This window comes from Methanobacterium alcaliphilum (genome assembly GCF_023227715.1).
Classification (GTDB): Archaea; Methanobacteriota; Methanobacteria; order Methanobacteriales; family Methanobacteriaceae; genus Methanobacterium_E; species Methanobacterium_E alcaliphilum.
The window spans coordinates 48,671-60,918 of record NZ_JALKIF010000005.1; the positions used below are offsets into that span (position 1 = coordinate 48,671).

Genomic DNA, 12,248 nt, shown 5'->3' on the forward strand with positions numbered 1-12,248 from the left:
GATATTTAGAATAATAGTTTAATTAGATAATATCCGTTTAATCGATTAAATTTTACCATTTTTTAACTCATAATCGTGTTTAATTCTACTTGTTTCAGGTCGGGTCTGTCCCATGTATTTACTATCTCTATCTGGATGGCCATACGGTTTTTCAGAAGGGGAAGTCATAGTTTCAAATACTATTTGACAGACGCGCTGCCCGGGATAAAGAGCTACTGGCATTTTACCAATATTGGATATTTCTAAAGTTATTTTGCCATGAAAACCCGGATCTATATATCCTGCTGTAACGTGCATGGTAATTCCCAGCCGCCCCATGGAAGATCTTCCTTCTACTCGCGCTACAAGATTTGCAGGCAGCCGCACGGTTTCATAAGTTGTAGCTAAAGCAAATTCTCCGGGATGAATAATAAATGATTCATCTCCTTCAATATGGAACGATTCCATATACGATTCCATATCTGATTTATCTTTAGGATCTATACACGGCTTTCGGATAATTCTAAAACCCTTAAACTCACTACCTATTCTTAAATCTACAGAAGATGGCTGAATTTGTCTTTCAGGATCTTCTAAAGGATCAATTATTATCAGTTCATCTTCCAAATATTTTTTAATATCAATATCACTTAGAATGGCCATTTATTGTCCCCTATTTTTAGAATCGCTTAATGAATCTTTTATATTTTTTTTATCTGTATTTGAGAATTATCACTATTAATATTAATTATTACAAAAAAATTTTTCCTACTACAAAATAATTAATTTCCTGATATTTTAATAGACTTTTTCTCAAAGACTTCTTGTGTTTTTTAGAATTTTAGAATTCAGCAAAAATCAAGAACTCATTCTATATTACTTTATTGGGTGGATAGCACAACTTAACTAGTTTGTTTCATAAATCCAATAAATTTTGTCTAGATTTTAAGTCTTAGAATATTGATTATTATTTTAATTTATTATTTATTCGCCTTAAAACTCCTTTGAGGGTATGTGCTTCTCGACCTGTAACAAAAGCCCGACCTAATATATTTTTAAAGGATTTAAGTGCTGTTTTTTGTTTATGTGGTGGAAGATTTATTTTAGATACAATTTCACTCATATCCTTAATTAGATATTCTTTTTCTACTAATGAAGCTTCTTCTATTCCTTCTAAATTAAATTGATGTCTATTTTTAAATATTTCATAAAAAATTATGGCCGCTGCATGAGAAATATTCATAATGGGATAATTTTTATCTGTAGGTATGCTAACTGTAATATCACATAGTGCTAACTCATCATTGGACAGACCATTTCCCTCTCTTCCCAATAATAGGGCTATTTTGCCGTTAATATTGTTAAGTGATTCTCCTAGTTCCATGGGTTTTATGGGGATCCTTGCTAAATTATAGCTTCCACCAGGTGTACCTGTGGTACCCACTAAAAAATCAACGGGATTTTCACTTAAAAATTCTGCAATGGATTTGTATATCTGACAATTAGATACTACATCCCGCGCGTGACTGGCTTGATAATAAGCTTCTTTTTCTAAATTACATGGATTTATGAGTATTAAATTACTTATACCAAAATTTTTCATAGCCCTGGCTAAAAAACCAATATTTCCTGGAGATTCAGGTTCAACAAACACAACTGAAATATTTTTTTTTAAAAAGTCGGTGGAATTCATTTTATCATTAAAAAATTAGAGATATACTAACTTAATCATGGTATTATTGGTTATAGGCCATATCTAGTAGTTCCAATATATTTAAAACTTTAATATCACCTAAACCTTCTTTTTCCAGTGAATCCTTGATGTGAATTTGACAGAATGGACAAATGGTTATTAATGCATCAACATCCAGCTTTTTAACCATTTCCGCTTTCTTTTTACCTAAACTTGCAGCTATTTCAGGTTTTCCTGCTTTAACGCCACCACCAGACCCACAACAGCTATTTGGTTCTTCCATTTCTACAAACTCAAGCCCAGGAATATTACTTAAAACTTCTCGAGGTTCGATCTTAATGCCCTGACTTCGAGCTAGATGACAGGGGTCGTGATAGGTTACTTTCATGTTCAATGGATTTAATTTAGTATAATCCATATTCTGAACTAGAAATTCACTGATATCCATAACATTCAATTTAGCACCATATTTTGGATAATCTTTCTTTAAAGTGGCCCCACAACCAGCACAAACTGTGATTATCATATCGTATCCTTTCAAAGCTTCTTGATTCTTTTTCACAAGATCCTCGATAATATCCAATTGACCGGTTCTAATCATGGGGGATCCACAGCAAACCTGTCCCGGGGGAACATCCACGTGAATACCATGATCTTCTAAAATTTTAAGTAGCGTTAATCCTATATGGGGCATTCTGTAGTCTACTAAACATCCTGTGAAAAATGCCACATTAGATCTCTTTTCACCTGACTTTGTTGAGGAAACTGTCTTTATTAAACTGTCTCCTAAATAATCTACAGATCTCCCGGTTTCAGATATGAGTTTTTTAATTCCTTTATGAACCTCCAAGGGACCTACACTTTCTTTACAAGCTAGGGCTCTTAATTTTTCGATGGCGTCGCCTGGAATGCTAATTTCTTTAGGACAAACTTCTTTACATTTTCCACAAGTAGTACAGCAGTATAATCCTTCTTCAAACCCTTTTAACGCCCTATCATATTTATCTCGGGGGTCCAATGCAAATTTAGATAAATATCTCATGAAATATGGTCCTGCATATTCGGAACTTTCTTTAATTACAGGACAAACAGATAAACATGAAAAACACTCAATACAACTCCGAATTTTTTTTGTATCAATGCATTCATCTGGAGAAATCATTTCAGGGCAGGTGTTATCTTCACAACTTCTTTCTAAAAATAACTTCATTTTTAAAGCTTTTTCTTCAATTTCGCCCCTATCAACTATTAAATCTTTCATTACTGGGAAATCAAGTGGTTCAATAAAGGCGCCATCCTCAATTTCTGCCTTACAAGCTAAAACAACCTGGCCATTCATTTTAACAGCACATGAACCGCACTGACCTGCCCTACAAGAACTTCTAAAGGCAATTTTAGCATTATGTTCCTCATTAATCAAATTAAGGGCATCCAAAACCTTCATTTTTTCATTTTCTTCTATTTCATATGTTTCAATATGGCTTTGGGAACCTTTTTCCCCATCACATCTCAAAACCCTGATAGTTATCATTTTTATCTCCAGTACGAAGTTATAATATTTTTAAAATTAATTATATCTTTAAATTTTTAATTCCTTTAATTTTTATTATTTAATTGTTTTTGGACTAATTTTTCCTCATATCCTCTAAAATAATATATAATCAATTAAATGTAGCATGATATTTTATTGAAAATTAGTATAAATAACAAATTAGTATTGTTTTAAATATAATATAAAGATATGCGAATCTATTTTTTGCCTCAGTTTTATCTCGAATAATAATATTTACTATAAATTTAATATTTCTAATTTGGATTGCCCAATAAAAAACAATATAATCTTGAAATACCAATAAAAAATAAATAATAAATAATTTCCTAATGGTTAAAAAAGTTAAAGGTGTTATTTAAACTAATTATTGGATTTGAATAATCAATCACATATACTATATTTTGGGATAATCAACTTTTTTTGAGAATTATAAATACGCGATTGTTAATGTAGGAATTTTAAGATCAGGTGAGCAAATGAATATCAAACAGATTATTAATGGTCAAAAAGGAGATAAACTCTTTCTATTGGGCAATGAATCTACTGTAAGGGGGGCTTTAGAAGCCGGCGTTTCGGTTGCTGCCACATACCCTGGAACTCCGTCATCTGAGATTGGGGATGTATTCTCCAAAATAGCCAAAGATGCCGGTGTTTATTTTGAATTTTCAATAAATGAAAAAGTTGCATTGGAGGTGGCAGCTGCTGCATCTGCCTCAGGATTACGTTCTTTGACTTTTATGAAACATGTGGGATTGAATGTCGCTTCTGACTCATTCATGAGCACAGTTTATACTGGAGTTCGTGGGGGGATGATAATATTGTCTGCAGACGATCCTTCCATGTTTTCGTCACAAAATGAACAGGATAATAGGCACTATGCTCGAATTGCAAATATACCTTCTATTGAACCTTCCAATCCTCAGGAAATAAAAGAATTTATGAAATATGGATACGAAATATCAGAAAAATTCCAGATACCCGTTCTGCTTCGAACCACTACCCGGGTGTCTCATATGAGAGGGATTGTGGAATTAAATGATATTCCTGAGCAAGAAAACAATGGATTTTTCCAGAAAGATCCCCAACAATTTGTTCCAGTTCCTGCCACTGCTAGAATTATGCACAAAGAACTTGTTGAAAAAATGGAAAAGTTATTATCTATTGCTAATAATTCTCCATTAAACCAGATTTATTATCAAAATGAGGAAATTCAGAAAGATGATCTATTAGAACTGGCATCAAATTCTAAAATAGGAGTTATATCAAGTGGAAGTGCTTTTAATTATGTGTGTGATGTAGTTAATGAGCATGAATGGGATTTACCTATACTTAAGCTTGGTTTCACTTATCCTTTCCCTGAAGATCTAGTTTTAAATTTTCTCAAGGATTTAGACAAGGTCATAATTGTTGAAGAAGTAGATCCTATCATGGAAAAAGAGCTATTCGCTGTTTTGGGGAAAAACAAAATTCAAATGGGCGTCCATGGTAAATTAGACGGAACTCTTCCTTTAATTTATGAATTTAATCAAGATATTGTTGAAGAGTCATTTAAAAATGTTTTAAATGGTGTAACTAAAATTCATGATTCTGGTGAAGCACCAACACTTGTTGAATCCTCTGCTTTAAAACTTCCGAACAGGCCTCCAACTCTCTGTCCAGGCTGTCCGCACCGTGCTATCTATTACTCTATTAAAAACGCTAGAAAAGAGTTAGGTATTGATTTTAAAGATTTAATTTTCCCCACAGATATTGGATGTTATACTTTAGGGATAGAATCACCTTATAATGCTGCAGATTATCTATTGGCTATGGGTTCTAGTATAGGGACGAGCTGTGGATTTTCTAGAGCCACTGATCAGTATATAATTTGTTTTATTGGGGATTCGACATTTTTCCATTCGGGAATACCTCCTTTAATCAACGCGGTACACAACAAACATAAATTAGTAGTAACTGTTTTGGATAACAGGACCACTGCTATGACTGGAGGCCAACCAAATCCTGGCCTTCCTGTTGATGGGATGGGGGATACTGCACCAGAAATATCCATAGAAAAAATCGTCAGAGCAACCGGTGCAGAGTTTGTAGAAACCATAAACCCATTAAGTCTTAAAAAAACTGTGGATGTTTATAAAAGAGCTTTAGAATATGATGGTGTCTCTGTTGTTATTTCTAAATATCCTTGTGTTCTGATTAAAGATAAAAAACCGTCTAAAGCAGTGATGGATGTAAAAGATGAAAAATGTGAGGGGTGCATGGAATGTGCTTCTGAACTAGCTTGTCCTGCGATATCTTTAAATAATGAAGGGAAAATTGAAATTGATCCATTAGCATGTAAAGGATGCACAATTTGTGTTCAAATGTGTTCTAAAAAGGCAATAAGGGCCAGGAAGTGATTTTCATGGAAACTAAAGAATATTCTTACAAAAAACCTCCATATAATGTTTTTATCTGCGGAGTAGGTGGTCAGGGAATCATAAAAACATCCATCATAATTGGTGAAGCTGCTATGGACAATGGATTAGACGTGGTAATGAGTGAAATTCATGGAATGGCTCAAAGAGGAGGATCAGTTTCCACTGAAATTAAAATTGGATCTTCTAAAAGTTCAATTATTCAAGAAGGAACTGCAAATGTTTTACTTGCATTTGAACCATTGGAAGCAGTTCGTGCTTTATCAAAAACCCATGAAGAAACTTCCATTATAATAAATACGTCCCCAATAATGCCATTTAATATACTGGGCAGCGAACACCCATATCCTGAAATTAAAACTATTAGTGATGAATTAAATAAACATTCTAATCATATTTATGCATTGGATGCTGAAAATATGGCCAAAGAAGCCGGACATATTTTATCACTAAACATGGTTTTGCTTGGTGGGGCAACTGCCATACCTGGATTCATACTAAATAAAGAAACTATTATTGATGCAATGGGGAATAATTTACCACCTAAATCAATGAAAATTAACTTAAAAGCTTTTTTAAAGGGATATGATGCTGTTAAAAGCCAGATAAATCAAAAATAATTCTTTATTTAATTTAGAAGTTTTAAAAGAATGATATATTAAAGGAGATTAACTTCTTCAGAAGATAGGATATGAATATTCCCTTCTTCTAAAACTTTAATCCCTTCATCTATATCTTCTGTTCGAATCACTACTACTGCATTATCACTGTTTTTTTCTACAAATGCATATATGTACTCTACATTAGTATCAGATTCTGTTAAAACCCCTAGTATTCCATCTAAACCACCGGGTTGGTCCGGAACTTCAACAGCAATTACTTCATTAACTTTAACCACGAAATTGTTTTCTTCTAAAACTTTCTTAGCTTCATCTGTATGGGGAACAATTAATCTTAAAATTCCAAAATCAGCAGTATCTGCAATAGAAAGTGCCCTAATATTTATATCTGCCTGAAAAAGAATATTTATTGCTTTTTTCAATCTTCCTTTTTTGTTTTCAAGAAATATGGATATTTGTTTTAGTTTCATACAATCCCCTTTATTTTGGTTTCATTTTTTTTATTATTTATTTTTATTAAATATTTATTCATTCAAAATTTCGCTGGTCTATAACTCGTATGGCTTTTCCTTCACTTCGAGGAAGACTTTCTGGTTCTACTAATGAGACATTCACCCTTAAACCAATTTCGCTGTGAATTTGTTTTTCAATCATTTTTTTTACTTCTTCCACGTGCTTTACTTCATCAGAAAATAGTGCAGGGGAAGCTTCTACCTGAACTTCAAGTTCATCTAAATGTTCTGGGCGGGTGACAATGATTTGATATTGGGGGTGTAGATCTTTTATTTTTAACAGCGCTCTTTCGATTTGGGATGGGAAAACAATTACTCCCCTTATTTTAAGCATATCGTCTGTTCTACCGGTAATTCTATCCATTCTTACTAGTGTACGACCACAACCACATTTTTCTCTTCTCAGAGCTGTTATGTCTTTAGTTCTAAATCGGATAATGGGCATCCCTTCCCTTGTGAGTGTGGTAAGGACTAATTCTCCCTTTTCTCCTTCTTCTAATGTTTCCTTAGTTTTGGGGTCAATGATTTCTGGATAGAAATGATCTTCAAATATATGCAGCCCATTCTTTTCCATACATTCTTGGGCAACACCCGGCCCAATAATCTCGGTGAGTCCATAGATATTCAATGCATCTATTCCAAGACGTTTTTCAATTTCAGCTCTCATCTCTTCGGTCCACATTTCGGCACCAAATACTCCTGCTTTTAAATTGAGTTTTTCAATATCAATACCCTGTTTTTCCAACACTTCGGCTAAATAAAGGGCATATGATGGTGTACAAGTCAGTATGCTTGTTTCAAAATCGTTTATTATTTCTATTTGGCGATTAGTGTTGCCTGCTGATATGGGAATTACGGTAGCCCCTATCTTTTGAGTACCGTAGTGAACTCCTAAACCTCCAGTAAATAATCCATAGCCGTAACAATTTTGGATACGATCGGATCTACCTGCCTCTGCCATTGAAAGTGCTCGAGCCATTACTTCTCCCCATATTTCGATATCTTTTTGAGTGTAACCAGATACTGTTGGTTTTCCTGTTGTTCCTGATGAAGTATGGACTTCTATAATTTCATCATCACTCACGGCAAACATACCAAAGGGATAAGCATCCCTTAAGTCAGTTTTAGTAGTAAATGGTAACTTTTCGAGATCTTTTAAATTTTTAATGTCCTCTGGTTTTATATCATGTTCATCTAATCTTTTTTTATAGTAAGGAACGTTTTCATAGGCTTTTTTGACTATTTCTTGGAGTCTTTCCAATTGTATTTCTTTTTTTCCCTCTGAAGACATGCATTCTGCTTCTTTGTTCCAGATCATAGTTATCGCCATTTATTATTTTTTGTTTTTGATTTTAATGGATATTAATAAATGATATTCTAATTGTTTAGTACTTATATTTAGTAAATATATTTGCACGAACTTAGTTCGATTTTTTATTAAATTAATTAAATAAATGTTTACTGTTTATTTGTTAACTGTGGATTTAATGGAGATATATAATACATATTTTATAAGATTTTTATTGTTTACATTTCATCTATAGTTTATTTTTGATGAGGAGTTGCTGAAAATTAAATACATTTTAAAGTATAAGATTTGCATTTAGAATTTTCTTTTTTGGGAATTTTTAAATAAGATAACTCTACCAATATTAATGATTAAATATTAACAATTGTTGCATTTTTCAAATTGTAACAAAATTAGAATGGAGGTGCCTTTATGGAAGTATTAGGAATACCTGATCCGTGGGTTTGGAGTGCCTATATCTTAAGCATTCTTGCTATGTTGCTATGTGTTATTTACGGTGTCTTAAACTGGAACAAAGGTGAAGAGGAAGAAGAAGAACAAATCAAAGAAGAGCTCGAATGGGAAAAGAAAGAGCGAGAGATGGAAGAGAAGGAATTAGGAATGTGATTTTATGGATACGTTATTATTGTCTTTTATTGTACTGATTTATCTCATTCTCATTGGTTACACTGGTTATATTGCCTGGAAACGAACTGAATCTGCAGAAGATTTCATGGTTGCAGGACGAACCAGCCATCCTTATATCATGGCCTTAAGTTATGGTGCTACATTTATCAGCACGGCTGCTATTGTTGGGTTTGGTGGTGTTGCGGGTGTTTATGGGATGGGTCTTTTATGGCTAACAGTTTTAAATATTTTGGTGGGAATTTTCATAGCTTTTGTATTTTTTGGGAAAAAAACAAGGAAAATGGGACACAATATAAGTGCATTAACCTTTCCGGAGTTCTTATCCAAACGATATGATAGTAAATTTATCCAGTACTTCAGTGGGCTGGTTATATTTGTTGGAATGCCCCTTTATGCTTCGGTGGTACTTATTGGCATGGCCAGATTTGTAGAAGCTACATTAAACATTGATTACACTGTAGCACTTTTAGTAATGGCCATTATCGTCGCAATTTATGTAATATTTGGTGGAATTAAGGGTGTAATGTACACTGATGCTTTGCAGGGAACTATCATGTTCTTTGGAATGATATTCTTACTGGTGTCCACTTACTGGATATTAGGTGGGGTAACAGGATCTCAACAAGCATTAACTAATATGGCAAATTTGGTACCTCAATCTGCTGCGGCAACAGGAGCAACAGGATGGACCACTATGCCGGCACTGGGAAGTCCTTTCTGGTGGTCTTTATTGTCCACATTAATTCTGGGTGTTGGAATTGGAGTTTTATCTCAGCCACAACTGGTAGTAAGGTTCATGACAGTTAAATCTAACAGGGAATTAAACCGGGCGGTTTTAGTTGGTGGAATTTTTATATTTTTAATGACTGGAACTGCTTTTATTGTAGGGGCATTGTCCAATGTTTATTTCTTCCAGCAAATGGGTCAAATTGCTGTCCAGGCAGCAGGTGAAAATGCAGATAAAATAATTCCACTGTTTATTACAAAAGCTATGCCTCTATGGTTCGCTTATTTATTCATGATTACGCTCCTTTCCGCGGCTATGTCTACTTTAAGTGCCCAATTCCACGTGCAGGGTACTGCTATTGGTCGGGATGTTTATGAGACTTTATCTCGTAAAAAAGGACGTTCCACGGTTCTAATTGCCCGGGGAGGAATTGCTATAGCTGTACTCATTGCAGTTATCTTAGGTTTGGTGTTACCTACTAACATTATTGCTGTAGGTACTGCCATGTGGTTCTCCTTAACTGCAGTGGCCTTCCTTTCAATGTATGTCTGCGCATTATTCTGGAAGGGTTCAACCAAACTGGGAGTTATTTCTGGAATGGTTACTGGGACTTTAATAACCCTTTTCTGGTTATTATTTGTATTCAAAAAATCTGCAGGAGCTTTAGGCATATCACAAGCAATAGTAGGAAGTCCCACCTTAATTACAGCAGCTCCATGGCCTGCAATGGATCCTATAGTTATAGGATTGCCTATTGCTGCTGTGATTACTATAGTGGTGAGTTTACTAACTAAAAAACCAAGCAAAGAACATATCGATAAATGTTTTGAAGGAATTTAATCCTTCAAATTTCTTTATTTTTTTATTTCAATTTATTAATTTCTTAAAAGAGGATTATTTTATAGGTATTAATTAAATTTTTATTTTCTAAATCCATGATTAAATAAATTTAAATAATTTGCTAAACAAAATTTAAAAATGGTGATAATATGAGAATTGTGGAAGAAATTATTGGCAAAGAGGTGCTAGATAGCTCTGCAACTATTATTGGAAAAGTTAAGGATGTAGAAACTGATCCAGAAACTCAAAAAATTGAGGCATTAGTTCTAGGCAAAGGTGGCATCTCAGAAGGTTTAGGTTTGTCTAAAGGTGAAACTATTGTTCCTTATGATATGGTAAAAAAAATTGGAGATAAAGTTCTGCTTAAAAGTGGAGTAGAATAAAATATTTATTTCCTTCCCGTTTTTATCTAAATTATATTTTTTAATTATATAATTGAATTTATTTTAACATTATTATAATTATTTAACAGGTGTTTTCAGTGGAAGTGCAGGGTATTTGTACTATCTGCGGCAAAGCTGCTAAAATGCATACTTGTTTATTGTGTGGTAGATTAGTATGCGCAGATTGTTATTATTTTGATAAAGGAGTCTGTTATTTATGCAAGAGGAATATCAGAGAGAACAGAAAATGCATTTAATGAATTTACTTAAAGAAAATGATGTCATTAAGTTTGGTAAATTTACTTTATCATCTGGGAAAAAAAGCGATTACTATGTGGATATGAAAAAGGCAATCACTGATCCTGAGATTTTGCAATCCATTGCAGAAATAATCACTGATAAAATTTCTGAAGATAATATTGATAAAATAGCAGGACCTGCTTTAGGGGCGGTTCCTATTGCCACAGCGGTGTCTTTAAATTCTAAAAAACCTTTATTAATGATAAGAAAAGAAAAAAAAGATTATGGAACTTCTAAATTGATAGAAGGGGATTTAAAAGCGCATGATAATGTAATAGTTGTTGAAGATGTTGCTACTACTGGAAATTCTCTTTTAAAAGCTATTGATGCCATAGAAAAAAATAATGGTGTCGTTAAAAGAGCATTTGTTGTGGTAGATAGATGCGAAGGGGCAGCAGAAAACTTTGATAAAAAGGGAATAAAATTAGAACCATTAATATCTATACGTGAATTTTTATAATAAATTCACCTTATTCTTTTAAGTGCTTGGCCAAATGTCCTATTTCATCCAGAATCAGATTAATTCCTAGTTTCACGGCATTGGGAGAACCGGGTAAAGCAAATATCAATGTTTTTTTATATACTCCTGCTGTGGCTCGACTTAATATGGCCCCAATACCCAGATCTTTATATGATTCTAATCGGAATATTTCACCAAAACCATCTAATTCTTTTTCAAATAATGGTTGTAATGTTTCTACAGTTATATCCCTGCTACCAATCCCGGTTCCTCCGGTGGTTATGATTATATCAACACTGTTTTCGATCATATCATGGATAGTAGATAAAAGCGTTGATGTATCATCTGGTATTATGATGTAGTTTTCAACAACATATTTGCTTTGAAGGGCATTAAAAAGTAATTTTCCTGAAATATCGCTGGATTTGTCTTTAGTTTTCTGATAATCTTCAAATTTGGAATCACTCAGGGTTATAACTCCGCATCTAATTTCTGCAGGGGCTTTTTCGCGGTGTTCTTCCATACTTTTACTTTTCATATAACCACCTTTAAAATTGATTGTATGGTACTTTGTATCTGAGGCTCAATATAATAGTATTTTAACTGTGAAAAATAATTATGTTTAGAACATAAATTTTTAAAATGCATGATTAATATATTTTTTCTTATTTCCATAATAAAAAAGCTTATATTAATTAAACATTTCATAAAAATTTAGTAATAAAAAAGTATGTTATTTATTGATGGGTAGGGAAAAAAATTGGATTGGAGGCGGCTTCTTTTCCAATTTTAGCAACAATAATTAGTTTGAAAGTTAAGCACCCTACCCTAC

The 12,248-nt window shown here is 33.3% G+C and carries 12 protein-coding genes; 6 read left to right on the forward strand and 6 right to left on the reverse strand.

Annotated features, from left to right (window positions below; genetic code table 11):
- Positions 1-45: 45 nt before the first annotated feature.
- From dcd to tfrB, 3 genes are all read right to left on the reverse strand, one after another.
- Positions 46-642, reverse strand: coding sequence for a dCTP deaminase (dcd, locus tag MXE27_RS04665; protein WP_248611248.1), 597 nt, complete (start codon positions 640-642; stop codon positions 46-48).
- A 304-nt stretch (positions 643-946) separates the two neighbouring features.
- Positions 947-1,672 carry a TrmJ/YjtD family RNA methyltransferase gene (locus MXE27_RS04670; protein ID WP_248611249.1) on the reverse strand — a complete coding sequence of 242 codons (726 nt, stop codon included), beginning with the start codon at positions 1,670-1,672 and terminating at the stop codon, positions 947-949.
- 43 nt (positions 1,673-1,715) lie between these two features.
- Positions 1,716-3,203 carry a fumarate reductase (CoM/CoB) subunit TfrB gene (gene tfrB, locus MXE27_RS04675; protein WP_248611250.1) on the reverse strand — a complete coding sequence of 496 codons (1,488 nt, stop codon included), beginning with the start codon at positions 3,201-3,203 and terminating at the stop codon, positions 1,716-1,718.
- 497 nt (positions 3,204-3,700) lie between these two features.
- On the opposite strand from tfrB, the gene iorA reads away from it, so the two are divergent.
- Together iorA and MXE27_RS04685 are read left to right on the forward strand one after the other, a co-directional pair.
- Positions 3,701-5,620 carry an indolepyruvate ferredoxin oxidoreductase subunit alpha gene (iorA, locus tag MXE27_RS04680; RefSeq protein WP_248611251.1) on the forward strand — a complete coding sequence of 640 codons (1,920 nt, stop codon included), beginning with the start codon at positions 3,701-3,703 and terminating at the stop codon, positions 5,618-5,620.
- Positions 5,621-5,625: 5 nt separating this feature from the next.
- Positions 5,626-6,258 (forward strand): indolepyruvate oxidoreductase subunit beta, encoded by a 633-nt coding sequence (locus MXE27_RS04685; protein ID WP_248611252.1) that lies wholly within the window; start codon positions 5,626-5,628, stop codon positions 6,256-6,258.
- A 38-nt stretch (positions 6,259-6,296) separates the two neighbouring features.
- On the opposite strand, the gene MXE27_RS04690 is transcribed toward MXE27_RS04685, so the two are convergent.
- Together MXE27_RS04690 and MXE27_RS04695 are read right to left on the reverse strand one after the other, a co-directional pair.
- Positions 6,297-6,728, reverse strand: coding sequence for an ACT domain-containing protein (locus MXE27_RS04690; protein ID WP_248611253.1), 432 nt, complete (start codon positions 6,726-6,728; stop codon positions 6,297-6,299).
- Between the two features lie 58 nt (positions 6,729-6,786).
- The gene (locus MXE27_RS04695) at positions 6,787-8,088 is read right to left on the reverse strand and encodes a phenylacetate--CoA ligase family protein (protein ID WP_248611254.1); all 1,302 of its coding nucleotides are present in this window, start codon (positions 8,086-8,088) and stop codon (positions 6,787-6,789) included.
- 402 nt (positions 8,089-8,490) lie between these two features.
- On the opposite strand from MXE27_RS04695, the gene MXE27_RS04700 reads away from it, so the two are divergent.
- The 4 genes from MXE27_RS04700 to pyrE all read left to right on the forward strand — a co-directional run bounded on the left by MXE27_RS04700 (position 8,491) and on the right by pyrE (position 11,416).
- Positions 8,491-8,685, forward strand: a complete 195-nt coding sequence (locus MXE27_RS04700; RefSeq protein WP_248611255.1) for a symporter small accessory protein — start codon at positions 8,491-8,493, stop codon at positions 8,683-8,685.
- Positions 8,686-8,689: 4 nt separating this feature from the next.
- Positions 8,690-10,273: a sodium:solute symporter family protein gene (locus MXE27_RS04705; protein ID WP_248611256.1), complete on the forward strand. Its 1,584-nt coding sequence runs from the start codon at positions 8,690-8,692 to the stop codon at positions 10,271-10,273.
- 149 nt (positions 10,274-10,422) lie between these two features.
- Entirely contained in the window at positions 10,423-10,656 is a 234-nt protein-coding gene (locus MXE27_RS04710) for a PRC-barrel domain-containing protein (protein ID WP_248611257.1), read from the forward strand.
- Positions 10,657-10,873: 217 nt separating this feature from the next.
- Positions 10,874-11,416 carry an orotate phosphoribosyltransferase gene (gene pyrE / locus MXE27_RS04715; RefSeq protein ID WP_248611258.1) on the forward strand — a complete coding sequence of 181 codons (543 nt, stop codon included), beginning with the start codon at positions 10,874-10,876 and terminating at the stop codon, positions 11,414-11,416.
- A gap of 10 nt (positions 11,417-11,426) precedes the next feature.
- Here pyrE and MXE27_RS04720 read toward each other — a convergent pair whose 3' ends face one another.
- Positions 11,427-11,954: a MogA/MoaB family molybdenum cofactor biosynthesis protein gene (locus MXE27_RS04720; protein WP_248611259.1), complete on the reverse strand. Its 528-nt coding sequence runs from the start codon at positions 11,952-11,954 to the stop codon at positions 11,427-11,429.
- Positions 11,955-12,248: the final 294 nt, after the last annotated feature.

What these genes read in the sequence shown, in the direction of transcription:
- dcd (WP_248611248.1), bottom strand. Translation starts at nt 642, where the DNA reads ATGGCCATTCTAAGTGATATTGATATTAAAAAATATTTGGAAGATGAA.
- MXE27_RS04670 (WP_248611249.1), bottom strand. Translation starts at nt 1,672, where the DNA reads ATGAATTCCACCGACTTTTTAAAAAAAAATATTTCAGTTGTGTTTGTT.
- tfrB (WP_248611250.1), bottom strand. Translation starts at nt 3,203, where the DNA reads ATGATAACTATCAGGGTTTTGAGATGTGATGGGGAAAAAGGTTCCCAA.
- iorA (WP_248611251.1), top strand. Translation starts at nt 3,701, where the DNA reads ATGAATATCAAACAGATTATTAATGGTCAAAAAGGAGATAAACTCTTT.
- MXE27_RS04685 (WP_248611252.1), top strand. Translation starts at nt 5,626, where the DNA reads ATGGAAACTAAAGAATATTCTTACAAAAAACCTCCATATAATGTTTTT.
- MXE27_RS04690 (WP_248611253.1), bottom strand. Translation starts at nt 6,728, where the DNA reads ATGAAACTAAAACAAATATCCATATTTCTTGAAAACAAAAAAGGAAGA.
- MXE27_RS04695 (WP_248611254.1), bottom strand. Translation starts at nt 8,088, where the DNA reads ATGATCTGGAACAAAGAAGCAGAATGCATGTCTTCAGAGGGAAAAAAA.
- MXE27_RS04700 (WP_248611255.1), top strand. Translation starts at nt 8,491, where the DNA reads ATGGAAGTATTAGGAATACCTGATCCGTGGGTTTGGAGTGCCTATATC.
- MXE27_RS04705 (WP_248611256.1), top strand. Translation starts at nt 8,690, where the DNA reads ATGGATACGTTATTATTGTCTTTTATTGTACTGATTTATCTCATTCTC.
- MXE27_RS04710 (WP_248611257.1), top strand. Translation starts at nt 10,423, where the DNA reads ATGAGAATTGTGGAAGAAATTATTGGCAAAGAGGTGCTAGATAGCTCT.
- pyrE (WP_248611258.1), top strand. Translation starts at nt 10,874, where the DNA reads ATGCAAGAGGAATATCAGAGAGAACAGAAAATGCATTTAATGAATTTA.
- MXE27_RS04720 (WP_248611259.1), bottom strand. Translation starts at nt 11,954, where the DNA reads ATGAAAAGTAAAAGTATGGAAGAACACCGCGAAAAAGCCCCTGCAGAA.